Origin of the sequence: Rheinheimera muenzenbergensis, from assembly GCF_036984005.1 — a bacterium.
GTDB classification, from domain to species: Bacteria; Pseudomonadota; Gammaproteobacteria; order Enterobacterales; family Alteromonadaceae; genus Alishewanella; species Alishewanella muenzenbergensis.
This window is the reverse complement of record NZ_JALAAR010000006.1, coordinates 68,857-94,187: the sequence shown is the minus strand read 5'-3', so window position 1 is coordinate 94,187 and position 25,331 is coordinate 68,857. Positions and strand designations below refer to the sequence as shown.

Genomic DNA, 25,331 nt, shown 5'->3' with positions numbered 1-25,331 from the left:
AGTAAAAACAGCGCCTTAGGCGCTGTTTTTGTTTGTGTTATTCCACTATCGGCTCGATATGAATTTCTACCCGGCGGTTTTGCGCCCGGTTGGCTTCAGAGCTGTTTGCTACCAGTGGGTAGTTAGGCCCATAGCCCTGGGTTTCAATGCGGATGGGTTGCACATTTTGTGCAATTAAATATTGTTTAACGCTGTCAGCACGGCTTTGCGACAGGTTCATATTGTACTGATAAGGGCCGGTATCATCGGTATGGCCGGCAACTACCAGCATGGTTTTTTCGTAATCACGCAGTACTTTGGCAATATCGTTAAACACCGGGTACAAATTGGCTTTAATATCGGCACGGTTAATATCAAAAGTTAATTGCGCCGGAATATCGAGGCGTAATTTATCGCCGTCGCGGATCACTTTAACGCCACTGCCGCTTAGCTGCTGATTTAAGGCTTTTTCCTGCTTATCCATGTAACTGCCTACCGCAGCACCGGCTAGTGCGCCGACTGCGGCTCCGATAACCAGCCGTTTATCTTTATGGTTACCGGTGGCTTTCCCGGCAACGGCGCCTAGCACGGCACCTATGGCAGCACCTTTACTGGTATTGGAATACTCATTGGTAGCACAACCTGCCATGGCCAAACTGGCCGCCATTAGTGTAACAACCAATACTGAATGACGCATACCGCTACTCCTTAAGTGTTTTTGCCAGCTTAGAGTATCAAACTGAATTCGTGCTGAACTATAAATGTCGGCTGTTGTTTACAGATTATGTAAATTATTTGATTTCTTTTCATATTCACTTTGGCTGATTTTTTCAGTATTGTACTCGGGTTATGCATGTTGGCGTTTTAGCCGGCAAAAGCAATAAAGGATAAAATAATGACAGTAGCGGCGCGCTTTTTATTGTTAGTGATGGCAACTGTGCTGGTGCAACCAGCAATTGCAGACGTATACAAATGCACAGATAGCAATGGCGAGGTAGTATTTCAGGGGGATCCCTGTCGCGCCGGCACTGAAGTGAAACTGGATATCCGCTTTGCCGAACAGCAACAGCAATCGGTAGAGCAGCTGGTAACTGGCAGTTGGTGTGAAATAGGCACCTCAACCGTCGCCAGCGGTAATGTACAACAAGACAGTGCGCTGCGTAAAACCTGGGTGTTTACCGAGCGGCAGATGGTACAGCAAATTAGTCAGGGCCAGCGCGAAGATACTTTCCGCTACCCCATAAGACAAAGCCCCGGCTCTTTTGTTGTTGATCATCCGGCGTTTGGCAGTGGCCAGGTCAGTTGGCAGGTTCGCACTCTGACAGACAGTCAGTTGGTTATTTCGGCCTATGGCGGTTTTACCCATCTTACCGCCGGCGATTGCGACTTAGTCATGGCCAGTACACAAAATTGAATAGACATATAGACGCCCAAACTTTAAGCTGCTGATATTACCTCAGCGTTTAGGTGTGTCTATGTTAAATTCAGCCTGGCGGCGTATTGTACTTAAGGTTGGCAGTGCGCTGATTTCCCCGGATGCTAAGGGGTGTTCTACCCGCTACTTATTGGCTATTGCCCGTTTTATCAGTGAATGTCGCCAGCAAGGTACAGAAGTGGTGCTGGTGTCATCGGGCAGTGTCGCTGCTGGCCGTTCGGCCATTGCTTTTGCTCATCAACCGTTACCGATCAATATTAAGCAAGCTATGGCGGCCGTCGGGCAAACTCAGATGATGGCGATCTGGAGCCATTTATTTGATTTTCGCTGCGCGCAAATTTTGCTGACACATGATGATTTAGCCGATCGGCGCCGCTACCTGAATATTGATAATACCTTACGGACTTTATTGGCGAATAAGGTGCTGCCTATTGTTAATGAAAACGACAGTGTTGCGACTGCTGAACTAAAAGTGGGCGATAACGACAACCTGGCCGCTATGGTAGCAATATTGGTAGATGCCGATGCCCTGATTATTTGTTCAGACATAGACGGCTTATACACTGCTAACCCCAGAACCACGCCGGATGCCCGTTTTATTGCCCGGGTAGACCGGATAGATGCCACCATTTATGCCATGGCAGGTGGCAGCCATCACAGTATTGGCACTGGTGGTATGTTAACCAAAATTCAGGCGGCAGAAAAAGCTACCAGACTCGGTGTCGATACGTTGATTATCAACGGCCAGAACGCCGCTGGATTTGATGCATTATTGCGTGGCGAACAGGCAGGCACTTTATTTGTCCGCCAGCAGGACAGATTAAGTGCAAAGAAACACTGGCTGCTTAACAGCTTAAAAAGCCAGGGCAGTATCACGCTCGATAGCGGTGCTGTGCAGGCACTACTGCATAAAGGCGCTTCATTACTGGCCAAAGGAATTACTGCTGTCAGCGGCCAGTTTGATAAAGGCGATGCCATTTGGCTGTGTGATCAAAGCGGAACGCAGCTGGCCAAAGGTATCTGTCAGTACAGTGCCACTGAATTACTGCTGATAAAAGGTTTACACAGCACGCAGATTGCCCTGACACTGGGCTTTTGTCCCAGCGAAGAAGTTGTGCACCGGGATGACATAGCACTGACAAGTTAACTACAGGTGACCGATGAAGATAGCAGTAATTGGTGGTGGTATTAATGGTGTAAGCAGTGCCTGGCAACTGGCGTTGGCCGGACATGACGTTAGCTTGTTTGAACGCGACAACCTGATGCAGGCGACGAGTTCTGCGTCATCAAAATTACTGCACGGTGGTTTACGCTACCTGGAGCAGGGCGAATTCCGCCTGGTGCGCGAAGCGCTGCAGGAAAGGCGCTGGTGGCTTAAAAAAGCGCCGCAACTTACCCGGCGTTTGCCAATTTTATATCCGCTTTATGCTGATTCTCGTCGTGCCCGCTGGCAACTTAAAATTGGTTTATGGCTGTACGATACTTTTGCCGGCCGTAAGGGTATTGGCCGCCACCGCTGGCTAACGGCGCAGCAAGCATTGCGCTGTTCGCCGCAGTTAAAGGCGGAAGGTTTAAGCGGGGCTTACCTGTTTTTTGATGGCCAGATGGACGATCAGAAACTCGGCTTGTGGATGGCGCAGCAATGTCGTAAAGCCGGAGTACAGTTGTTTGAGCACAGCCCGGTGCAGCAAGTCGCCACTGATGGCCGGGTGTTGCTTAGCAATGGCTGGCAACAGTTTGACCGTGTGGTTAATGTAGCGGGCCCCTGGAGTCAGCAATTGTTACAACAGTCTGGCCTGGCGCAGCAACCACTGGATTTAGTGCGCGGCAGCCATTTGCTGCTGCCACCGGTTGGCCGCTACGGCCATATGCTGGAGGTGCCGGGTGAAGCGCGGATTGTATTTGTGCTGCCGTATCAGGGCCAAACCCTGCTGGGTACGACAGAGGTGCGTCAGCAGCTAAATGAGGCAATTAAATGCTCCAATGCCGAGCGGGATTATTTGCTTGGTGTTTATAACCATTATTTTCATCCAGCCGCCAGTGTCGCCACGGTATTATCTGATTTTGCCGGCGTGCGGCCTTTACTGGGTGGCAGCGCCAGTGCCAGTAAAGCCAGTCGGGAATATCAGCTAAACTGGCAGGGCCGGGTGCTGACGGTGTCAGGTGGTAAGTGGACAACCGCACGGGCGCTGGGCCGCCAGGTCAGTGAACACATAGGCCGCTCAGTAAGGAAAGGCTAAATCTGCTGGCAAGGCCTGATCCGGCAGCGAATAATCACATACCCCTGCCGGGAAAATACGCCGTAACTGGCTAACATAAGGCTGTATATTCAGCGGCAAATAGTTGCCCCGCGCAATGGCATCATCCACGCTGATTAAGGCACAGTTAAACATTAAACCGTGCTTGGGCGCTCCTGCCTGTAACCGGCTGTTACTCAAGGGGGGATAGCGCTGTGCACAGGGTTCGCCGGCCTGCCAGACGGTTGCTCCGCTGGCAATAACACTGCCGTCAGCAGCAAAACAGTGATCCGTTGCCTGGGCCGGCTTTTGTTGTTGGCTTAACCACAGATCCATTAATGCAATAGCCTCGGGTAACGGGGTGTAGTCGGGATGACTAACCCAAATCAGTTGGTTATCAGCATGGCCATTGCGCTTTTGCAGGCGCTCGCGGGCAGCAAATGACGGTTCCAGGTGGTGCATATCCAACTGGGGGTCCAGGTAATGCCTGAGATCGAGGATGGGCTTGTTTGTCATGCCGAGAAATAACTGACCATAACGGTACGCCCGGGTGACTGCCGCCTGGTCAGCCCGATAACGCGCTGCGGCTTGTTCTGTCGCGGTAGATGGCTGGGGGCGGGTTATGTTGTGCCGGCCAAATGCGGATAACCACAGTGGGCTGTCGGTTAGGGGTTCAAAATAAATCCGTTCTTTACGCATTGCGCTTTGGTGACGCCAACTGCCAATGTTACGGTTTACAGCCAAAAAATCTGTCACGCTTAAACGGCCATCTCTGACGGCTTGCAAACCATACTGCACGCCTTGGTTATCCCACAGGCTGTGAGCAAAACCCTGCTTATCTGTACCGAAAATGGCTTGCAGATCGGCCCAGTAGCTCCAGTTAACCTTCGGCAATACCGGGTCAGTGACAAAGCGTTTTAGCCTACCCTGACGCGGGTTGTGTACCAGTGACGATAAACCTAGCCAGGCGTTCAAGCACTGCGTTGCGCCATGCATAGGTGTTGGCCGTTCGCCGTTCAATAGCTGCGTCAGGCTAATTTGGCTGTCGAATTTGCTGCTGTACTCGGTTGAATAACTTAAGCCTTCTAATAATTGCCGGCGGGCGCCGTGTTGCCAGTGGGCTTTATTGGCTGCGGTAAAGTAATAATAGTTATGCAGTAAATCGCAATCCAGCGCATACAGTGTTTGGCTGAGCATATCCGGGTAGCTGTACAGGGCAATACCACCGTCAAGCAGGTCTGCGCTGTTTTGCAGCAACAAATACTGCGCAATGCCACCACCGGAGCCGCCAATACCCAGGGTATAAACTGGCTGACCATACAAAGCAGTAAACTGCAGCTTTACCCGGCGGGCGGTATCTTCGGCCAGCAAAAAATTATAAGTGTGGCTGGTTTTGTTGACACTGGAACTGAGAATGGCAAAGCCAGCCCGCAGTTCGGCCTGACGATCTCTGATAAGCCGTGTTGTGCGCAAATGCCCTTGCCGATAGCCAATGCCGACACCGCCATGAAACTGGTAAATAAGTTTGCCATTCCATAGTGATGCACCCAGCTGGCTGCCATATTCGGTGCGGCTGATGGGCATCACTATGTAATAGAAAAACCGGTTTATGGTGCCAAGCTCCAACCGTAACAATAGCTGCCCGGCACTAACGGTGCCACCGTCATATACGCTGACTTCTCCGTCGCTGTCCAGTAGATAAAACTGCAGTTGTGTTGGATGCAGGCAATCTTTGCTATAGCCGCTGAGGCTGTCTTTAGTGGCGGGTAACACAATGCCAAAACCAGCCTGATTGTCAGGCTGCGGCGGTGTTATGCCTTGTTGTTGATAGCCGCAGTACAGCGGATAGCTAAGACCGCCGGCATATAACGGCATGGCCGGCCCTGTGCTGCCAACAGTAATAGGAAAGGTAAAGCTCTCTGCCGGTCGTGGGCTGTTAGCAATATGACCGCTAACCGGCAGCAGCTGGCCTGGCTCGGCCGGGGCAACCGCGAGGATAGGGTTGGCTTCGCGCCAACGCTGGCCAGGGCCGGTCAGCAGCAGTAACAGCAAGTACAACAGCAGCAAGGTTAACAGCCCGCAAAAGATGTAGCGCCGGCGTGATCTAAGCATCTGACAGCTCCGTTGTCGGTTGCAGTCAGTTAAGTTTAGTCAATAATTTAGCTGATGCCGCCATACCGCGCGGCTGCAACAGCTGTGCTTATAAGCTTATCGCCAGTATTTTTGAACGGCGCTGATAGTTGTACAGCTGCTTTTTCTGCGCCGGCAAATCATCTACGGTTAGCAGCTCAAAGCCATGTTCTAAAAACCAGTGGATGCTGCGGGTGGTGAGGGCAAACAGCTTGCTGTATTTTTGCTGCCGTGCCTGTTGGATCACCGCTTTGAGTAAGATACTACCGCGGTCGGCGTCGCGGTAATCCGGATGCACCGCTAAACAGGCAAATTCGCCGACATTGTCGTCCGGAAACGGATACAAAGCGGCGCAACCGATCACCAGGCCATCGCGTTCAATTAGCGTAAATTGGTTAATTTCCATTTCCAGCTGCTCGCGAGAGCGGCGCACCAGTAAGCCTTGCTGCTCCAGCGGCCGGATCAAATCCAGAATACCGCCAATATCAGAGATGGTCGCCTGGCGCAGTTTTTCCGCCGATTCGGTAACGATTTGCGTACCGATACCATCGCGCGAGAACAATTCCTGCAGCAGGGCACCGTCTTCATCGTAGCTGACCAAGTGACACCGCGGTACGCCGGCGCGGCAGGCGGTAATGGCAGCATGCAAAAACGCCAGAGTACCGGGACAGGCATTATCCTGCTGCTCCATTTGCTGCATAATTTTTTCGGCAGCATTGGGCATTAACTCGGCAGTAATTTCGCCATCTGCGCCAACAATACCGCCAATTTCGCTAAAACCTATCATCTTGTCGGCTTTTAACTTTATGGCTACCTGAGTGGCAATATCTTCGGCGGTTAAATTAAAGCTTTCACCGGTAACTGAAGCGGCTATCGGCCCCATCAGTACTATGCCGTTATTGTCCAACTGACGGCAGATACCGGCGGCGTCGATGCGCCGGACACGGCCGCTGTGATGGTAATCTATGCCTTCATCAACACCCAGTGGCTGGGCAATAACAAAGTTACCGCTAACCACGTTAATTTGTGCACCCTGCATAGGCGTATTGCTTAAACTCATCGACAGCCGGGCGGTAATATCTAACTGTAGCGCGCCGGCGACCTGTTTAATTAACTTAAAGGAGTCGTCATCGGTTACCCGTACGCGATTGTGATAGGCCGGCTCCAAGCCAGCTTGCTGCAGCGCGGCATTGATCTGTGGCCGGGCGCCATACACCAGCACCACTTTAATGCCTAAACTGTTTAACAAGGCAATATCATTGATAATGCTGCGAAAACCACTTTGGCTGATGGCTTCGCCACCCAACATCACGACAAAGGTTTTGCCGCGGTGTGCATTAACGTAAGGAGCGGATTGACGAAAACCGGAAACAAGTTCAGTAGTGCGCACGGGTGTGGGGCTTCCTTCTGCTATGACATTAGCTATATAGGACATAAAGATGGCAGCTGTATGACAAAATGCCAAGCCGGGCTGCGATAAAGCCGGCATTTTAGGTGATAAGTGGTTTTATATCCACTTTTAAGGCATATTTATTCTTAATCTGATATAGACAACAAGCAGTTGCCACTGCGGCACAGCTATTGTAAAACTGCTGCTATATAGTTGAGTCAACAGAGTGTAAGGCGGAGCGCAGGATGAGCAAGCAACAGCACAATAAAAACCAGGGCAAAGCTTTGCCCTGGTTCGGCCTGGCTTTTTTAAGTGTCTTTATGCTGGCTGGTATTGCCGGTGGGGTGGCGTTTTTCCGCGATGGCCAGCCTGGTGCCGGGTTGATGTTTATGGCGATGTTTTGTGGCATTTCCGCTTTGATGATGTTTTTGCTGCTGTATGGCCATAAGCAAGCACTGGCCGAGCAGGCAATGCTGCAAGGTGCAGCGCCGGGAGAGGGCATCGCCAGTAATAACAAAACCGGCTATCAGACCATGCTGGCGCTGGGGGCGCTGTTTTTGGCAATCGGTGCCCCCATCAGTTATATGGCAATAAGTGATGAGCTGCCAAAAGGCAATTACGCGGTATTGCTGGTGCTGGTATTCCCGTTGGTTGGCGCGCTATTACTGTGGCAAGGCCGTAGTAAGCTTAAACACTGGCAAAAAATTGGCAAAACACCGTTTTTTGCCGATCCGTTTCCCGGCAGTGCCGGTGGCCAGGTCGGTGGCTATTTTACCTTGCAACATGGCCGCTTTGCACAGCTGCCGCAGGCTACGCTGAGTTGCTTACATGTTTATCAGAGCGGTAGTGGTAAAAACCGCACAACCCAGCGTGACTCATTGTGGTCAGCTGAATGCCAGGTGTCGCGCGAGGTAGACGGCAAATTTTGGCTGGCGGTAGACGTGCCCGGGCATTTACCGGGCAGTGGTGAAGATGCCAGCTATTCAGGCCGCATTGAGTGGCAACTGAGCTGCAAAGGCGAACTTACTCTGAATAAAGAATTGCTGGAATTTAGCCGACAGTGGACCTTACCGGTAACTGCAGGCAACGCGCGTTGTAGCTGGCAGCCCCACGCCAGCGAAGTGGCGCTGCAGCAGCAACAGCGCCAGGTTGCGGCCTTTGACGCTGCCGCCAGCCAGATCCTGCAACAGGTGCAGGGCAATACCTTGTATTTAACCAGCCGCGCTGGCCGGCATAGCGGTACCGCATTAATACTGATTTTGTTTGGCGCAATTTTTACCGGCGCGGGTATATTTCTGATGTACCAAGCCTTAACGGAAACAGCCATGCTATGGCTTATGGCGTTGATATTTACACCTATTGGTGCGCTGATTTTAGCTTACGGTCTGTTTTGGCTGGGGCGTGGCCTCAATGCCAGCGTGACACCGGGTAAGGTGTGGATGCAGCGATCTATGTTTGGCATCCGGTTATATAAGCGACAAACCGCGTGCAACAAGCCAGAGCATCTTAAGATCAAAGAAACGATGGCCTCGACAAGCTCCGAAGGTGAACGCACTGAGTACTTCTGCCTGCAAGCCAGTGTTGATGGCAAAACCTTAGTGCTGGCTGAAGGCATTATTGGTCGCGATGCGGCAGAGGCGTTAAAACAGCAAGTGCTTGAGGCCTTGCTACCTTGATAGCTGCATAAGCACAGGCCGCAATAGCGGCCTGTGTTGTTTCTGTCGTTATTAGCGTTATAAAGTCAGCGGTTACCAGCTACAGAGTTGGGTCCAGCTGGTATCACTGCCGGGTACAGACTGTGTCCACCAGTTGGCCTGATACAGCGCGTTTTGATAAATCAGCTTATCGCTGGCGGCGGCGTGGCTGGGCTGGCCTTGCCAGTCGTTTTGCGGCCAGTTTGGATAAGTGTTTATCTGGCTTAAGTCATAACCGGGGCAGTTACCCGGTGGGTTGCCATCCCCGCCATCATCTGGAGCCGGACGCAGGTCGAGGTTATAAAAGTGGCTGTTATCCCGCACATAAGCACGGTTGGCGGCTAAATCGCTGCTAAATTCCACGTTATCGCCGTTTAACAGTCCAATTTGCAGCAGGTTGCTGTACTGGGTGTTTACCTGCGCCGCCAATTCTGTTGCCCAGAGTGCGTTGGCGATATTGCTATTGGTGATTTGCCAGCGCTCGTCTATCAGCTCCTGGCCTGTGGCGTTAAACAAGCGTAACTGGGCATAACCGCCGACTTCGGCCGGGGTTTGCAGGTTTACGTAAGCACCTTTATCAAACCATAGCGGCGGCGGGGTGTCGGTATTACCATTTACCAGTTCTATGTCGGAGCAGTTATAAAAGCCTTCGCCGACCACATCAACCCGTTGCCAGCGGGTATAGAGCACCGCCTGGCCGCTGCGATTGGCAGGTAGCGGTACCTGCAGCGTGTAGTAACCGGCATCGGCTGCAACATCACTTTGCTGGTGAATAAGCTCCAACTGACTCCAGCTAAGTTGCTCGCTGGCAATATTAAAGCCGGGTTTGCTTAAATAGATTTGCCAGAAACTGGGGTTATGCGGCGTAGTAGCGCGAAAGCGCAGCGTTAGCTCACTGCTTTGCGCCAGGTCGATAGTGGTGCGCTGCCAGTCGGCAGATGGAATATCGATACCGCTTTTGCGGCTGTCGCCGGCGGCGCACAGGCTGCCATCGCTAACCACGCTCTGTACGGCGGCCATATTGCGATAATCGCCGACGTTAGCAGAAAATTCATGATGTTGGGTTAGCATATAACCGCCGGATTGCTGGTAAGCCACGCGGCAGGCTGCATTAGGTATACCGCTGCCATCGGCCGGCCACCAGTAGCCGCCGTCATCTTTACATATTTGCTGCCGGGCTTTGGGGTAGTCGACATAGCCATGGCTGCTGGCCTGCAGACTGATAAATAGCAGGCTGGTTGTTAGTAGGGCTGGGAGTATGTGTTTGGATTGCATAGTGATTTCTCTTGGTTATCGGGCTTGGCGCTCCGGGTCGAAGACCTTCTCAGGCTCGCCACAGCAACTCGCCCGCACTGGCGTGCGGACTCAGACACTCTGTGGCGCCCTGATAAGGCATCGACCCTCGCAAGGAAAAGCGGAAAGTTTGCAGCTTACCGCCTTGCACTCTGTAGCAGGCTATAAATTACAGATAAAGCTCCAGCTGCCATCACTGCCGGGCACCGAGTTGGTCCACCAGTTGGCTTTGTATACGCCGCCCTGGTAAGACAAATGGTCGCCGCCGTTGGCATGGCTGGGATTGCCGGCCCAGTCGGTTTGTGGCCACTGCGGGTAAGGGTAGATAGGTGCGCTAATGCCGCCGCAGCTATCACCGTTACCACCATCACCGCCATCGCCGGCACCAATATCTACCAGCGGTAACTGCGGGTACTCCTCTGCAAAGGCGTACTCGTTACCGTTGACACTAAGTACCCAGTTAGATGGCATTGGCATCGGCAGTTGATAGTTCAGCGTTACAGTAACGCTTTCGCCACTGGCGACGCTTAAATACGCCGGCAGCGTAAAGGCAACGCGGTGCAGGTTGTTCTCAAGGCCACCGATATTGTTACCACTGGCGTTACGGCCGCTTGCTATTACCGTTAAACCAAAACCACTTTGATCGCTGATGGTATCGGGAATGGCAGTTGGCACATCAAAGCTAACACTGCTGCCGCCCGGAATAGTGCTGTTGCTGTGGTTGGTCAGGGTTAGTTTAGGGTTGATAGGAAAGTTTTGATCGCCCAGTTTAAAGTCGCTGATACTCAGACGGATATCAGCTGCCTGAGTTGGCATAACGCGCTCGGCTTTTATTGCGCCATATTGGCTGGCACCACGGAAGCTATTGTAGAACTGCGTGGTTAGCGTATTGCCGATAAAGTACTCGCCTTTGGCGGCATCCCAGTCATAATCGCCGGCCAGCTCCCAAAACATTACGCCGCCGATACCGTTATCAATGACGTACTGCGCTTTGGTAGCGATACTTTGCTCGGTTTCTACCGATAAAAACACTTTTTTCTGTGCGTTCCATAACCACGGCGCGACCGCTGTGGCGTCATAATGCCGGCTGTAGCTGCCGGTAAGTTGATGCTCAGGGTTAGCCGGGTCCAGTTCATACAGGCTGAAGTAGCTGGCGCTGATGCCTTCGGCCAGGTTCATCGTGTGCCACAGCGGGTTAGAGCCGGCGGGCATTTCATTGCCCATGGTGTTTTTATCATGCCACAGGTTATCAATACCAACAGCGCCATTACCGCATTTGCTTACCGTGCTGCCGCCGGTGCCGGGTGGGCACTGGCTCTGGTTGGGTAACGCCGCGCTGCCCCATAAGCCAAAGCTGCCACCTTGTACGTCTTTCCAGCCACGGCTGTAATACGGAATACCAATATTGATACGGCCGGCTGGCATAGTGCCGCGGAAATAGCGGTAAGCCCAATCGGTATTCAGGTAACCGATTTGCTGGTACTGCGCCGTGTTGTAGTAGTTCCAGGCTTTAAGCTCTGCATCTTCGCCGGTATCGAACAGCGCCGCATTATGGCCGACAAACTGGTTCCAGGCTCCGTGCAGGTCGTAACTCATAATGTTTACGTAATCCAGATACTGGGTAACCTGAAACGCTTCCATACCACGCAATAGATAACCGGAAGAGGGCGAGGCAATGGTTAGCAGATAATGCTTACCATCCGCAGCGCCAGCGGCATCCAGTTTTTGCCGCAGTACTTTCATCAGCTCAACATAAGAGCGCATTAAACCGCCCCGCAGACCGTTAGCCAGTGCGAAGTCGTCCGGGTTGCCGGCATCGTTCATGCTGGTCGGGTATTCGTAGTCAATATCCACACCGTCAAAACCGTACTGGCGGATAAAGGCCACGGCCGAGTCGGCAAAGGTATTAATACCCTGCTGGTTAATGCTTAAGTCGCTGTTGGTGGTCATACTATAAAAACCGCCGCTGGCAATCCGGTTGCCGTTACTGTCAAAGTAACCGCCGCTTTCTGCCCAGCCACCGACCGAGATCAGGGTTTTCACATGCGGGTGCTGCTGTTTGTATTTTTGCAGCAAGTTAAAGTGGCCCTTGTACGACAGGTTAGGGTCCAGTTCAGCACCGGCTACGCCCGGCCATTCCATGCCGGTAGAGGCATTGCTTGGATCTGTGGTGTCACCGACTGAAATTTGATTAGCCGCATTTACATGGGCAAAGGCGTAGTTAATATGGGTAATTTTATCCCACGGAATATCCGAGGCTAAATAGGCCGGCTGGCCGTTTTTACCATGGCGCCAGCTGGTAAAGTAGCCAATGATGCGCCGCGGGTGATCGGGGCTGATCATCTCGCGGCCATTAGCGTCATACACAGTGCAGTAAGGCACGCTAATGCCGGGCGTTTGATACAGACCATCGGGCCGGCAGCTGTTATCACCGGGTACGCCGGGATCGGGTTCCGGCTCTGGTTCGGGGTCTGGCTCTGGTTCGGGATCCGGCTCAGGCTCTGGCTCGGGGTCTGGCTCAGGCTCTGGTTCAGCACCGTCACAGCTGCCCAGTGGGCGCCACTCCTGATAGGGGGCCGAATGGCTGACGGGGTCGTTGCCCTGAGTCCACCAATTAGCCTGAAAAGCTTGTTGTTGCTGTTGTACCTGAGCGCCGCCACTGTAAGCGGCATCGTTTTGCCACAATGGCAGATTAGTACAATCAACCGCGCGGGCCGAAAAGGCCGCTGTGCTGGCCAACGCCAGCAGCGACAAGGTAGTTGTAAGTTTCATAATTTGTTTCCTGCAAAAATGCCACAGGGAATCTAAGCCGATGCCAGGGAGCAAGAGCCGCTTTGCTTAAAGCTAACCGTTGAAGCCCTGGACGGGCTGAGACGAGCCCCCATGGATGGGTTAACGGCGTGTTAGCGTGGGCAAAACGGTTTTTGCTTACTCCTCTGTCTAGACTGTTAGTTACTGCGGCAACATTAGTTATTGCTGCGTATGGCCTAAGCCTTCATGCATCGCGTTTAAAATATGGCCATTGTCGGCATCGATTTCCCAGGCAAAAATACCGCCCAGCTGATGCTGCAGAATGTAAGCGCCTTTTTCGCGTACTGACCGCTTGGTATCGATACTGATCAGCGTATTGGTAGCCGGGTTCCAGACATAGCTGGCTTTGGCGGTATCATCCCAGCCAACCGTAAAGCCGTTGACGCCGCTGGCTTCCGGCCCGCCCATAAAGTCGGCTTCAATTTTCTTGTAGTCCATAATGCCGCGCTCCCAGCCACCGGTAATGCCATCACCACCGGTGCCGGTAAACGGATTATCACCCGTTGTGCCAGACACATTCTGCCAGCCGCGGCCGTACATAGCGGCACCCAGCGCAATTTTGCCAGCCGGTACACCGCGGTTTAGCAGGTACTGCACGGCTTCATCAGCGCTGAAGCCAACAATAGGTGAGTTCGGTGACGGATACAGACCGGTTTGATGGCCCAGCACGCCATTCCAGGCACCGTAGTAGTCGTAGGTCATCAGATTGATGTAGTCCATATAAGGTGCGGCATCTTCCCAATCCACTACGCTGAGTTTTTCTACCCCGCCTGACATGGCAGCTGCTAATTCGTACTCGCGACCGGTTTCTACGCTAAGAGCATCCAGCGCAGCGCGCAGTTCCTGCATTAGGGTGGCAAAGCCGGCACCGTCCTGTGGGCTACCCAGATCTGGCGTTACGCCGCCGCCGCCCGGGAACTCCCAGTCGATATCTATACCGTCAAAGAAATCGTAGGTACGGATAAAGTCGATAATCGATTCAATAAACACGGCGCGGGCTGCCGGGTTTACGCCGACCTGATACAGCGGATCAGATAAGGTCCAGCCGCCAACAGAAGGCAGAATCTTAATATGCGGGTGCGCTTGTTTCAGCCGGTACAGTTCAGCAAAAATGCCGCGGATTGGCTGATCCCAGACATCGCCCGGATAGCCTTTTTCCAGCGCAGCGAACTTATCGTGCACGACTACGGAATAATCCGGCTTGCCAGCACACTGGCTGTTTAGCGCCGCATAACCTTGCGGATTCGACTGGCGTAAGCCTTCATTCGGACCACACAGCGGAATAAAACCATAATAAATGTGGGTCAGATTTTGCGCCGGTATATCGGCAGCGTGAAAGGCCCGGCCATAGATACCCCATTCAACAAAGTAGGCGCCAACTTTTTTCCCGGTAGTGTTATTAAAAGCGACGTTATTTTGCTTCAGTGGATGTGGCCAGGCGGTCATATCCAAATCAGTCCAGGGGTCAAAACTGCCATCGCCGCCGTCACCGCCATCACCTGAACCGGCTGTAACAGAAACGGTTTTGACATCACTGTCGGTACAAAGCAGGCTACCGCTACTTTGCTGACACAGGCTAACAACAAAGTTGTAATTGCCGGTGCTGCTAAAGCTGACGCTGGTACTGCCGCTTTGCGCTTGCTGGCCATTGGCCGTTAATGCCGCGCTGTGTACGACGCTACCATTTTGCTTTAATTGCCACAGATTACCGTTCGTACCCCACCACATATTCCAGGCCAGGTTAAGGCTGGCGCTGCCGCCGTTTAACGTTACGCTGTCTTCAGACCAGGCAAAAGTTGGTTTAGCTGGTGCAGCCGGGTCAACAGGGTCAACCGGGTCAACTGGGTCAACTGGGTCAACCGGGTCAATCGGGTCAATCGGGTCGACCGGGTCAACCGGGTCAACCGGGTCAACCGGGTCAACCGGGTCAACCGGGTCAACCGGGTCGGTGCCGCCAGTGCCACTGATCGTCAGGGTGGTAATGCCGCTTTGGGCGCATTCTTCGGTCGCGCCGTTTACCTGACATAAGCTAACTTGCAGCTGATAACTGCCCGGTTGGCTAAACATAAGGTTAGTGTTACCACTTTGCGCATTTTGGCCGTTTGGCGTTAATGCAGCCTCAAAGACAACGCTGTCATTTTTTGTTAAATACCACTTGTTACCATTCGTGCCCCACCACATATCCCAGCGAAGTGGTACCTGTACGCTACCATTTTGTAACTGGTAGTCGGCCGGCATCCAGCTGATCACCGGCGCATTGGGTGTAGCGGCCTGCACACTGGCCGCTAACAGCAGTAAGCTCAAGCCGCCACTGCCTTTAACTATTTGTTTTAACATAACTTCCTCCAATCGTGCTGCATTAATTATTTTATTTTTTATTGCTTATTATTTACCTGTCTGCCAACATATTCAGCAGCTGTTCAGGTTAAATTATTTTTGCGCCAGCCCGGCAATACTGCTCCCTGTTGCTTACAAAATAAGCGGTATTGACTATGGCAAAAATGACAGCGTTGTCAAAATATTGCAGTAAGATTTCAATGATATTTTTCTGATGTGTAATTAACTATCTGAATTAATTGTAAAAATATTTCTGGCGGCGTGTCAGGAATTTTTACACAATATCGGGCCAAAATATTGTTTTTCGGGAAGGATGTAAATTTTAGCCGCCGCACTAATGGCAGTGCGGCGGCTAAGAACAGATTTAATCGAGGATGATATGTGGCACAAAGCGTGAGCTGTCTTTGGTGATCAGGCTGTTATCTTCGCGTATGCAAATACCCGCTGCGCTGTCACCCACCAGCCAACTACCAATCAGGCTATAGTTATCGCCAAATTTGGGTAGTGGAGCTAATTGCTGGCGGATATAACCACTGTCGTTATAAGGGCCATCTTGCTTTAACAACTGACCGTCAGCGGTAAGCAGCTCAATGTTGGCACCTTCGCGCGAGAATATCGGTTTGCGAAGCCAGCCGTTTTGCAGAGGGCTGCCATCATCAAAAAAAGCCGGTAACAAGTTAGGGTGGCCCTGATGTTTTTGCCATAGCAATGGCAATATACCTTTGTTTGACAGCAGGCATTTCCACAAAGGCTCGATAAACTGGGTCTGGCTGCTGAGAATAGTGCTGGCGAAGTCCTCCTGCAGCATAAATTCCCACGGATACAGTTTAAATAAGCCCTGTATTGGAAAGCCGTCTAAATCGACCAGCTGGCCGTCAATGTCGCCCAGTTGTTCTAATTGAATATAACGGCAGTTCAAGCCGGCCTGCAGCGCTATATCCATCAGGTAATCTACAGTGCCTTTGTCTTCGATACTCTCTGTTACGCTGGCAAAATAGAAAGGCTGAGGCAGGTTAAGCTCGCTAAAGGCTTGCTGCAGTTTATCCTGTAAAGAATTAAACTGGTCGGCGCCTTGTGGTACTTCACCACGCATCAGTTGGTCTTCCAACCAGACCCACTGGAAAAAGCCGGTTTCGTACAAGGATGTCGGGGTGTCGTAATTCAGCTCCAGCAGCTTAGCCGGGCCGGTACCGTTATAACTAAAATCCATCCTGCCGTACAAATGTGGTTGCTGGCTGCGCCAACTGTCACGTACCGCATCCCAAAATTGTGACGGTATGGCCAGTTGCTGTAATTTTTGCTCATCGTCGACGATATCAGCTACCAGATCCAGCGCCATCTGATGCAACTGTTCGGTCGGATCTTCCAGGTCCTGTTCTATTTGCTGCAGGCTAAACTGATAATAGGCGCTTTCATCCCAATAGGGCTCGCCGTCAAAGGTATGAAAGTTAAAACCAACGCTTTCGGCAAAAGCTTTCCAACCGGGACGTGGCTTGCTGTTGATGCGTTTCATTTATGCTTAACCACCATAGCTGCCGGAGCTGCGCTGCGCTGCCTGGGCACCAAAACCGCCGCGCCGCGCCATAGTTGCCGGTTTTGGCTGTACGGCAGAAGGACGGATACTGGCCGGGCCGGGCTGAGAGGCGACTGCCGTGTTCGTTGCGGTACGGAAAGTGCTGCGATCATCACGCGATTTATACAGCGGCTGGTTTGCTACCGGGCTACGGTTATTGTTGGCTGTTTGCTGTTGTGGCGCGCCGGCCATACCACCGCGGTTCAGCATCTGGCCGGCCATAAAGCCCATCATCATCGGCATAAAAAAGCCGCTACTTTGCTGGCTTTGCTGTGCTGCAGGTTCAGTGCTATTCACGGCTAAAACCGGTGCATTTTCACATTGGCCGGCACCAAAGTCGGTTTCACATTCCTGTTTGCTGGCATAGCGTGGCGCTACCTGCGGGTGCAAGGCTTTCGCCTCGGCAAACGCCGCTTTACATTCAGCCGGTGGGTTGTAATAGGCCGCGCACTCGTCTGGGTTATTAAATACCTGAACGTCAACCGGCTTTTCGCCACAGCCTGCCAATACCAACCCTGCTGCCGGTACCATCATAATTAAACGGGCAGTTTTGCTGCGTTTAAACTGTTTGCTCATGTTGTACTCCTTAGTAGCTCATGCAGGCGGCATTTAACATACCTACTGTCACTGAACAGGCCGCAGAGAAAATACCAGCGGCCAACTCGCCCTGGCTAATACGTTGTGGCAGTTGTTTTAGTGCGGCGCTGCTGATGATAAAAGTGATGACCTGAACGGCTAAGGCCACGCCGCCCCAGATAGCGCAGTCTAATAACGACATTGAATGGGTAATGGCACTGGCCAAAGGCCAGGCAAAGCCAATAATAGCGCCGGCAAATGCAATAGCCGCTGCCGGATTATTGCTACGGATAAGGCCAAACTCGTCATGCGGCGTAACCCAGGTGTATAAACGGATAAATAGCAGCAACAACACAACTGCCAGCACAAAATAAGCGCCGAAGGCCGGTAAGCCCGCGAGAGAAGATAAGGCGGTATCTAGCATGAAATATCCTGTAGTTAATTGGTCTGGCGCTGATCCTGCGTAAAAACGCTAACTAGTTCAAGTTAAATCGTCCAGTGCTGCATGGTTATTTATCGCAGATTGCCCTGCGCTTAACGGCTAAGTGCTGGACAGCGATGATCCACGCCCTACACTGGCAAAGTATTGCAATAAACCTTAGTACCTATAATAAGATGTTTTACCTAACCAGGAACCCAAGATGAAAAAACTTACTACAGTGGCGCTTAGTATTGCACTGGCACTGACTGCGACAGCAAGCAACGCCGGTACTGCCGACAATGCCACCGCACAAACTGCTGCCGTTGCCAGCCAGAGCCGTTTAAGCTCGGGCATTACACTGGCCAATATGGACAGCAGTGTGGCTCCGCAACAGGATTTTTTCCGTTACGTAAACGGCAAATGGCTCGACAGCACTGAAATTCCGGCGGATAAAGCCCGCTGGGGTAGCTTTGATGAATTGCGTGAGAACGCCGAAAAACAAGTGCTGGCGATAGTGCAGCAGCTGGCAAGCCAGCAACATGCTAAAGGCTCAGAAGGGCAGAAAATTGCCGACTTGTACCAATCTTTTCTGGATGAAGAGCTGGCCGAAGTGCTGGGTTTAAATCCTTTACGGGGTGAGCTGGCCGCAATTGAAAACCTGAAAAGCCATGCGGATTTAACCACACTGTGGGGTAACTGGCAGCGGTATCGTATTGGCACGCCGGTAGCGGTATATGTCGGCCAGGATCAGAAACAGTCGGATCAGTATATTACCGGAGGCTCTCAGGCTGGCTTAGGTTTACCCGACAGAGATTACTACTTAAAAGACGACGCCCGTTCAATTGAGCTGCTGCAGAAGTATCAGGCCTTTATTGCCCAGCTGTGGACCTTAGCTGGTTTTGATAATGCGCAGCAGGTTGCGGCTGATATTGTCGCACTGGAAAAACAGCTTGCTGGCGCGCAATGGAGCCGGGTGCAAAACCGTGACCGTAATGCCACCTATAACAAACTCAGTGTGACAGAGCTCAGCAAACTGGCGCCGGGTTTTAACTGGCAAGCTTTTTTAACCGCGGCCAATCTGGGCGATATCAGTGAGCTGGTGGTGCGTCAGCCAACGTACTTTACTGCCTTTGCCAAACTGCAGGCCAATACGCCGCTTAAACAATGGCAGCAGTATCTTAAGTTTCATTTGCTGCGTAGCAATGCCAACAATCTGAGTAAAGCCTTTGTTGATGCCAGCTTCGATTTTTATGGCAAAACGCTAAATGGCTTGCAAGAACAGCGCAGCCGCGAAAAACGCGCCGTTAGCCTGGTTGATAATAACCTCGGCTTTATGGTGGGCAAAAAGTATGTCGAACAGTACTTTAAGCCAGAAGCCAAAGCGCGGATGGACCAGATGATTGAAAATCTGCGTGCAGCGTTTCGCCAGTCGATTGACGAGCTGGAATGGATGAGCCCGGTAACGAAAAAGCAAGCGCAAATTAAGCTGGCAAAATTTAATACCAAAATTGGTTATCCGGATAAATGGCGTGATTACAGCTGCGTTGAAATTAATGCCGCCGATTTAGTTGGCAACCTGCGCCGCAGCGCCGAGTGTGAATATCAGCGCAGTATCAATCGTTTAGGTAAGCCTGTTGATCGCACTGAGTGGGGCATGACACCGCAAACGGTTAATGCCTATTACAGCTCCACCATGAATGAAATAGTGTTTCCGGCGGCCATTTTACAGCCACCTTTCTTTAATGTGGATGCCGACGATGCAGTGAACTACGGCGCTATAGGCGGCGTTATCGGCCATGAATTTACCCACGGTTTTGACGACCAGGGCCGCCGATCTGATGGCGACGGTAACCTGCGCGACTGGTGGACTGAGCAAGATGCGGCGCAGTTCCAGCAACGTGCCCAGTTAATGGTTGACCAATACAGTGCTTTTAATCCGATAGACGACTTACACCTGCAGGGCGCACTGGGCCTGGGTGAGAATATCGCCGACTTAGGCGGTTTAACCGTGTCGTACAAGGCCTATCAAAATTCATTGCAAGGCCAAAGCGGTGCTGTTATTGACGGCTTTACACCAGAGCAGCGGTTCTTTATGGGCTGGAGCCAGGTATGGCGGATAAAATTCCGCGACGAAGCACTGCGCCAACAAGTGATCACCGGGCCACACTCGCCGGGCATGTATCGCGTGCTGGGTACCCTGTCGAATATGCCGCAGTTCTATCAGGCTTATGATGTAAAGCCGGGTGATGGTATGTACCGTGAAGAAAAAGTACGGGTGAAAATCTGGTAATAGCCAGGGGTTTACTGAAACAAAACAGGGGCTTAAGCCCCTGTTTTTTTGGTTGTGATCAGAGCCGATGCTTTACTGCTGATCTGACGAGGGTAAGTTCTGCGGGTCAAATTGCTCGGTTTTTTCGGCCAGCAGCGCCGTTAACTGCTGCTCAAGCTTGTCGACTTTTTCACGGGTACGCAGCAGTACATTACGTTGCACATCAAACTCTTCACGACTAACAAAATCCAGATCAGCAAGTTTATGCTGCAACACCTGTTTTACTTTGGCTTCAATATCATCGGCGAACTGGCGCACCTGCGGTGGTATGGCATTGCCAATTTGTTTGGCAATATCTTCAATTTTCTTCGGGTCGATCATGCTATGCTCCTGTGTTGCGTCAGGCGGTTAGTGGCAGTGGCCGGAAAACCTTGGCTATTCTACGGCGAAAAGTGTGCTTAGCGAATGAAATTTGTCAGCAATTTTCGTTACAATGCCGGCCTTGCAAAAAGGGTATGTGAATGAAGCTGAATCCGCAACAAAATGCTGCCGTTAAATTTATCAGTGGGCCATGTCTGGTGTTGGCCGGCGCAGGCAGTGGCAAAACCCGGGTGATTATCAACAAAATTGCTTACCTTATTCAGCAATGTGAGATGCCGGCCCGGCATATTGCCGCGGTCACTTTTACCAATAAAGCCGCGCGTGAAATGCGCGAACGCATAAACCAGCAGTTGCCTAAAACGGCCAGCCGCGGCCTGACTATTTCAACCTTTCATACGTTGGGGTTGGAGATCCTGAAAAAAGAACACCGCCATATTGGCTATAAAGCCAATTTTACCCTGTTTGATGATCAAGACAGCATGGCGTTGCTAAAAGAGCTGACAGAACACGATTTACAAGGTGATAAAGATTTACTGCGGGCGTTGCAAAGCCGGATCAGCCATTGGAAAAACGAGCTGACGCTACCAGCCAAAGCGTTAGCTGAAGCCAAAGATGCCCAAAATATCAGCTTTGCCAGCTATTATCAGCGTTATGCCGAGCAACTAACTGCCTGCAATGCATTAGATTTTGATGATTTGATTTTACTGCCAACCCTGCTATTTGCCCACAATGTTGACGTGCGGCAAAAGTGGCAGCAGAAAATTCAGTATTTATTGGTAGACGAATATCAGGACACCAACACCAGCCAGTATCAGCTGGTGAAATGGCTGGTAGGTGAGCGGCAGCGTTTCACGGTGGTGGGAGATGATGATCAGTCTATTTACTCCTGGCGTGGTGCCCGGCCGCAAAATCTGGCGTTATTAAAAACCGATTTTCCACAGCTTAATGTGATCAAGCTGGAGCAGAACTATCGCTCTGCCGAGCGGATCCTCAAAGCGGCAAACATTTTAATTGCCAACAATCCGCACGAGTTTGACAAGCAATTGTTCAGTGAAAATGGCTATGGCGTGCCGCTAAAGGTTATCCCGTGCAAGCATGAAGAAGATGAAGCGGAAAAGGTGGTAGCAGAGATTATTTCGCACCGCTTTATTAATCGCAGTCAATACCGCGATTATGCTTTGTTGTACCGCGGTAATCATCAATCGCGGGTATTCGAAAAAGCGCTGATGACTAACCGGATCCCTTATAAAATTTCAGGTGGCACGTCGTTTTTTTCCCGCACAGAAATTAAAGACGTGATGGCTTACCTGCGGCTGGTGGTAAATCAGGATGATGACAATGCACTACTGCGGGTAATTAATGTGCCGCGCCGCGAAATAGGCGCAGCCACCCTACAGCAGATTGGTAACCTGGCAAAAGATAAGCATATTAGTTTGTTTGAAGCCTGTTGTGACAGCGAGTTGTCAATGCACCTGTCTGCCCGGGCGCACGGCGCTGTAAAGCAGTTTGCCGATTGGATAGTGGCAATTGCCGACAATGTGCAACGGGCAGAACCTGCTGAAGCCATCAGAGATTTAATCCGCCAGAGCCATTACGAGGCCTGGTTGTTTGAAACCAGCAGTAGTGCTAAAGCGGCCGAAATGGCACTGAAAAACGTCAATGAGCTGTATCGCTGGATCAGTGAAATGTTGCAGGGTAAAGATGACGCGCAACCAATGACGCTGTCTGAGGTTGTTACCAAACTTACGCTACGCGATATGATGGAGCGGCAGGAGCAGGAAGATAACGCCGATCAGGTGCAATTACTAACCTTGCATGCTTCCAAGGGCTTGGAGTTCCCTTATGTATTTATGGTTGGCATGGAAGAGGGCATTTTGCCGCATCAAAGCAGCATAGATGAAGATAACGTCGAAGAAGAACGGCGTTTAGCCTATGTTGGCATTACCCGGGCACAGCGGGAACTGTTTTTTACCTATGCCAGAGAGCGACGCCAGTTTGGCGAAGTTATCCGGCCGGAACCCAGCCGGTTTTTACATGAATTGCCGCAGGATGATCTGGAATGGCAAAGCGCTGTAGTGGTTAAAACGGCCGAGCAACGCCAACAAAGCGGACAGGCGCATATAGAACGTTTACGCCAGTTGCTTAAAAACAAGTGATGGCGTTTTTGCCAGTTGTTCGGCCGAGATCAGCTCGGCAACATATTTACCTTGCATAAAACAGCAGCCTTCCGCTAACAGCAGGTTAAGCAGCTCCGGGCTGTCAACACCATCAGCCAGCAGTCGGAACTTATAATGCAATGCCAGTGTTTGCAGCATCTGTAACAGCTGGCGCCGCTGCTCATTGCGCACCAACTGGCGGCAGAATGCCGGTGCCAGCTTAACAAAATCAAATAACTGCTGTATTAGCAAGCCCATTGGCGCGGTCTCGGCGGCAAACTGGTGGATCGCCAGACGTAAATCCTGCTTGCGTAAATACTGTAATTGCTGGCTAACGTCATTACCGGCTTGCAGCAATTCCCGTTCGGTAAACGCCAGGCACAGACGATGTTTTTGTGTAACGGTCTGCACCTGTTGTTTTAGCCAGTCAAATAATTCTGGCTGTAATAAGTGGCCGGTACTCAAGCGAACGGTCATCAGGCCGCTGCAGTCATCACTGCGGTTCAGCTGTTGGCAGGCCTGTTGTAAAATAAGCTGCTCAATTTGCGGCATCAGGCCGGCATCAGCGGCATACTGGTTAAAATCGTGCTGGGGGCCAAACTGCGGATGTTGCCATTGGGTATGCACTTCGTATCCAAGCAGGCTTCTGGCCTGGCCGCACAGTACCGGTTCAAAAATAGCGTTAAACTGTTGTTGCTCCAGCGCCTGTTGCACAACCTGTTCCATCGTCAGCGCCTGCAGCATACGCTCACGCATAGTTTCGTTGAAGATGACAAAGCGGTTGCGGCCCATCGATTTTGCCTGATACATAGCGGCGTCAGCATCACGTAGCAGAGCTTCTGCCTGGCTGTGATGGGTGTTGAAATAAGCGATACCGATACTAGCACCTGACTGTACCTGTTGGCCCTGCAGCAAAAACGGCTGTCTGATGCGTTCAATAATGCGATCGGCAACCTCTTCCGCATCCTGCTCATGCAGCAAGCTGGTAAGCAGTACTACAAACTCATCTCCGCCAAGCCGGGCAACTAAGTCATGCTCGCGCACTGTACTTTGCAACCGCTTACTGACTTCAATCAGAAATGCATCACCGATATGGTGGCCCAGGGTATCGTTGATCAGCTTGAAACGATCCAGATCGATAAACAATAAGGCAATGCTTTGCTGTGGTTGGCGTTTATACAATGCATACTGTTGTTTTAGTTGCTGTAAAAACATTTGCCGGTTGGCAAGGCTGGTGAGGGCATCGTGGTTAGCTTCGAAAAACAGTTTCTGCTCAGCTTTTTTCCGCTCTTCGACCTGCAGGCGTAAAAACAGATTGGTCTGGCGTAATTCGCGGGTACTTTCAAATACTTTACGCTCAAGTTCTTCCTGATGGCGCTTTTGTTGTTCAGTCGTCAGCTTGCGTTGAATGGCAACAGCGATATGTTGCGAAACAAAACGCAATATATTCAGTTCATTGTCACCATAGCTGTGGCTCTTGTCGTAAGATTGCAGCGCAATAACACCAATAACCTGCTGATCTATCAGTAAGGGCGCGCCCAACCAACTGGTAGAATGCCGGCCGGGTTTAGTTGGATCTGCCATTCCCCGTTTTATTTCACCTGCCTCAACCAGCTTAATGGCTTGTTGCTCGTTTATCAGTCTGGCATCTGCACAGCGGATGACATATTCGGTGAAGCCGCGGCTTAGCGGGCGCTCGCGTGCTGGTGGCGAATACTGATCCAGATAAAAGGGAAAGGTTAACTTAGCTTTGTCCGGATCCAGCAGTGCGATGTAGCAGTTATCGGCATGCATTAAGCCGGACAATACCTGATGCACTGCACGATAAAAACTTTGCATATCACGGCTGCTGGCGGTGAGTTCTGAAATTCGGTACAGCGCGGCCTGCAGCTGCTCCGCTGAGGTGCGTTCTTTAATTTCACGTTGCAGTGACTGGTTAATCACCTCAAGCTGGCGGGTTCTTTGCCGCACGGTATCTTCGAGTAACTCGCGGCTTTTTACCCGGTCCAATGCTGTTATAGTGTGGCCGCCGATACTATTAAACAGCAGCAGATCAGTATTGGTGTATAGCTGTTCGGCATTGTAAGACTGTATCGCCATCACACCTATAACACGGTCTCCACGACACAACGGAATACCTAACCAATGTGCACAGGGTGAGCCCTGAGCTTTAATATGGCCATCGGCCACCAATTTTTCAAACTGGGTAACATCACACAGCAGCGGTTTTGCTGTGCGGGCAACATAGCCGGTCAGGCCGCTGGAAAAGGCGCTTGACGGCACATCAGCAATCATTTGCTGATCTTTTTCATCGGAGAAATATTGCGGACTGTATTGCTGGCTATCGCTGTCATAAAAGACAACGTAGAAATTTTCAGCATGCAAAAACTCAGCGACCATGCTGTGAATAGCCGGATAAAAATCCCGCATATCACTAATGGTACTGGCCAATTCTGACAATTTTAGTAAGGCACCCTGACTAATATATGCCTGCTGATAACGCTGCGCTAATAATGTCAAACGGCGCATCTTTATCTGGGCTTGTCTGAGCTGCTTACCCGGTTCTGTTATTCCCTTCAAACCTGACTCTTATGTTGTTTTTTTGCCAGCATGGCACAACTTTTTTTCTGATTGCGCTACATTATGCAC

The 25,331-nt window shown here is 51.4% G+C and carries 17 protein-coding genes; 6 read left to right on the top strand and 11 right to left on the bottom strand.

The features are described from left to right. Positions 1-37 precede the first annotated feature (37 nt). A complete protein-coding gene (locus MN202_RS08835; protein ID WP_335735742.1) occupies positions 38-676 on the bottom strand; it encodes a YiaD family glycine zipper/OmpA-like lipoprotein in 639 nt (212 codons plus the stop codon). 198 nt (positions 677-874) lie between these two features. Between MN202_RS08835 and MN202_RS08830 the strand changes: the two genes are divergently transcribed. The 3 genes from MN202_RS08830 (at position 875) to MN202_RS08820 (ending at position 3,654) form a co-directional block, all read left to right on the top strand. Further along, positions 875-1,393 carry a DUF4124 domain-containing protein gene (locus MN202_RS08830; RefSeq protein WP_335735741.1) on the top strand — a complete coding sequence of 173 codons (519 nt, stop codon included), beginning with the start codon at positions 875-877 and terminating at the stop codon, positions 1,391-1,393. Between the two features lie 61 nt (positions 1,394-1,454). Then, positions 1,455-2,561: a glutamate 5-kinase gene (gene proB / locus MN202_RS08825; protein WP_335735740.1), complete on the top strand. Its 1,107-nt coding sequence runs from the start codon at positions 1,455-1,457 to the stop codon at positions 2,559-2,561. A gap of 13 nt (positions 2,562-2,574) precedes the next feature. After that, a complete protein-coding gene (locus MN202_RS08820) occupies positions 2,575-3,654 on the top strand; it encodes a glycerol-3-phosphate dehydrogenase/oxidase (protein WP_335735739.1) in 1,080 nt (359 codons plus the stop codon). Here the strand turns inward: MN202_RS08820 and MN202_RS08815 are convergent. Next, positions 3,637-5,763, bottom strand: coding sequence for a DUF6351 family protein (locus MN202_RS08815; protein WP_335735738.1), 2,127 nt, complete (start codon positions 5,761-5,763; stop codon positions 3,637-3,639). The genes MN202_RS08820 and MN202_RS08815 overlap by 18 nt on opposite strands. 88 nt (positions 5,764-5,851) lie before the next feature. Further along, complete coding sequence (gene argA, locus MN202_RS08810; protein WP_335735873.1) at positions 5,852-7,171, bottom strand: amino-acid N-acetyltransferase; 1,320 nt, start codon at positions 7,169-7,171, stop codon at positions 5,852-5,854. Between the two features lie 245 nt (positions 7,172-7,416). Between argA and MN202_RS08805 the strand changes: the two genes are divergently transcribed. Next, entirely contained in the window at positions 7,417-8,847 is a 1,431-nt protein-coding gene (locus MN202_RS08805) for a hypothetical protein (protein WP_335735737.1), read from the top strand. A 72-nt stretch (positions 8,848-8,919) separates the two neighbouring features. Here the strand turns inward: MN202_RS08805 and MN202_RS08800 are convergent, their stop codons facing one another. From MN202_RS08800 to MN202_RS08775, 6 genes are all read right to left on the bottom strand, one after another. Continuing rightward, the gene (locus MN202_RS08800) at positions 8,920-10,140 is read right to left on the bottom strand and encodes a lytic polysaccharide monooxygenase (protein ID WP_335735736.1); all 1,221 of its coding nucleotides are present in this window, start codon (positions 10,138-10,140) and stop codon (positions 8,920-8,922) included. Positions 10,141-10,320: 180 nt separating this feature from the next. Continuing rightward, complete coding sequence (locus MN202_RS08795; protein WP_335735735.1) at positions 10,321-12,930, bottom strand: glycosyl hydrolase family 18 protein; 2,610 nt, start codon at positions 12,928-12,930, stop codon at positions 10,321-10,323. 198 nt (positions 12,931-13,128) lie between these two features. After that, positions 13,129-15,306: a glycosyl hydrolase family 18 protein gene (locus MN202_RS08790; protein WP_335735734.1), complete on the bottom strand. Its 2,178-nt coding sequence runs from the start codon at positions 15,304-15,306 to the stop codon at positions 13,129-13,131. A 364-nt stretch (positions 15,307-15,670) separates the two neighbouring features. After that, positions 15,671-16,819 carry a glutathionylspermidine synthase family protein gene (locus MN202_RS08785; RefSeq protein ID WP_335735733.1) on the bottom strand — a complete coding sequence of 383 codons (1,149 nt, stop codon included), beginning with the start codon at positions 16,817-16,819 and terminating at the stop codon, positions 15,671-15,673. A 6-nt stretch (positions 16,820-16,825) separates the two neighbouring features. Further along, the gene (locus tag MN202_RS08780) at positions 16,826-17,455 is read right to left on the bottom strand and encodes a DUF1190 domain-containing protein (protein WP_335735732.1); all 630 of its coding nucleotides are present in this window, start codon (positions 17,453-17,455) and stop codon (positions 16,826-16,828) included. Between the two features lie 10 nt (positions 17,456-17,465). Next, the gene (locus MN202_RS08775) at positions 17,466-17,879 is read right to left on the bottom strand and encodes a DUF350 domain-containing protein (RefSeq protein ID WP_335735731.1); all 414 of its coding nucleotides are present in this window, start codon (positions 17,877-17,879) and stop codon (positions 17,466-17,468) included. A gap of 217 nt (positions 17,880-18,096) precedes the next feature. Between MN202_RS08775 and MN202_RS08770 the strand changes: the two genes are divergently transcribed. Next, positions 18,097-20,166 carry a M13 family metallopeptidase gene (locus tag MN202_RS08770; RefSeq protein WP_335735730.1) on the top strand — a complete coding sequence of 690 codons (2,070 nt, stop codon included), beginning with the start codon at positions 18,097-18,099 and terminating at the stop codon, positions 20,164-20,166. 72 nt (positions 20,167-20,238) lie between these two features. Here the strand turns inward: MN202_RS08770 and ubiK are convergent, their stop codons facing one another. Then, a complete protein-coding gene (gene ubiK / locus MN202_RS08765) occupies positions 20,239-20,526 on the bottom strand; it encodes a ubiquinone biosynthesis accessory factor UbiK (RefSeq protein ID WP_335735729.1) in 288 nt (95 codons plus the stop codon). Between the two features lie 140 nt (positions 20,527-20,666). Here ubiK and rep point away from each other — a divergent pair, with 140 nt between their 5' ends. Beyond that, positions 20,667-22,682 (top strand): DNA helicase Rep, encoded by a 2,016-nt coding sequence (gene rep, locus MN202_RS08760; protein WP_335735728.1) that lies wholly within the window; start codon positions 20,667-20,669, stop codon positions 22,680-22,682. Here rep and MN202_RS08755 read toward each other — a convergent pair. Continuing rightward, a complete protein-coding gene (locus MN202_RS08755; RefSeq protein ID WP_335735727.1) occupies positions 22,656-25,262 on the bottom strand; it encodes a sensor domain-containing phosphodiesterase in 2,607 nt (868 codons plus the stop codon). The genes rep and MN202_RS08755 overlap by 27 nt on opposite strands. Positions 25,263-25,331 lie beyond the last annotated feature (69 nt).

Bases quoted from the DNA above. Each gene is read 5' to 3' on its own strand.
- MN202_RS08835 (WP_335735742.1), bottom strand. From the start codon at position 676: ATGCGTCATTCAGTATTGGTTGTTACACTAATGGCGGCCAGTTTGGCC.
- MN202_RS08830 (WP_335735741.1), top strand. From the start codon at position 875: ATGACAGTAGCGGCGCGCTTTTTATTGTTAGTGATGGCAACTGTGCTG.
- proB (WP_335735740.1), top strand. From the start codon at position 1,455: ATGTTAAATTCAGCCTGGCGGCGTATTGTACTTAAGGTTGGCAGTGCG.
- MN202_RS08820 (WP_335735739.1), top strand. From the start codon at position 2,575: ATGAAGATAGCAGTAATTGGTGGTGGTATTAATGGTGTAAGCAGTGCC.
- MN202_RS08815 (WP_335735738.1), bottom strand. From the start codon at position 5,763: ATGCTTAGATCACGCCGGCGCTACATCTTTTGCGGGCTGTTAACCTTG.
- MN202_RS08805 (WP_335735737.1), top strand. From the start codon at position 7,417: ATGAGCAAGCAACAGCACAATAAAAACCAGGGCAAAGCTTTGCCCTGG.
- MN202_RS08800 (WP_335735736.1), bottom strand. From the start codon at position 10,140: ATGCAATCCAAACACATACTCCCAGCCCTACTAACAACCAGCCTGCTA.
- MN202_RS08795 (WP_335735735.1), bottom strand. From the start codon at position 12,930: ATGAAACTTACAACTACCTTGTCGCTGCTGGCGTTGGCCAGCACAGCG.
- MN202_RS08790 (WP_335735734.1), bottom strand. From the start codon at position 15,306: ATGTTAAAACAAATAGTTAAAGGCAGTGGCGGCTTGAGCTTACTGCTG.
- MN202_RS08785 (WP_335735733.1), bottom strand. From the start codon at position 16,819: ATGAAACGCATCAACAGCAAGCCACGTCCCGGTTGGAAAGCTTTTGCC.
- MN202_RS08780 (WP_335735732.1), bottom strand. From the start codon at position 17,455: ATGAGCAAACAGTTTAAACGCAGCAAAACTGCCCGTTTAATTATGATG.
- MN202_RS08775 (WP_335735731.1), bottom strand. From the start codon at position 17,879: ATGCTAGATACCGCCTTATCTTCTCTCGCGGGCTTACCGGCCTTCGGC.
- MN202_RS08770 (WP_335735730.1), top strand. From the start codon at position 18,097: ATGAAAAAACTTACTACAGTGGCGCTTAGTATTGCACTGGCACTGACT.
- ubiK (WP_335735729.1), bottom strand. From the start codon at position 20,526: ATGATCGACCCGAAGAAAATTGAAGATATTGCCAAACAAATTGGCAAT.
- rep (WP_335735728.1), top strand. From the start codon at position 20,667: ATGAAGCTGAATCCGCAACAAAATGCTGCCGTTAAATTTATCAGTGGG.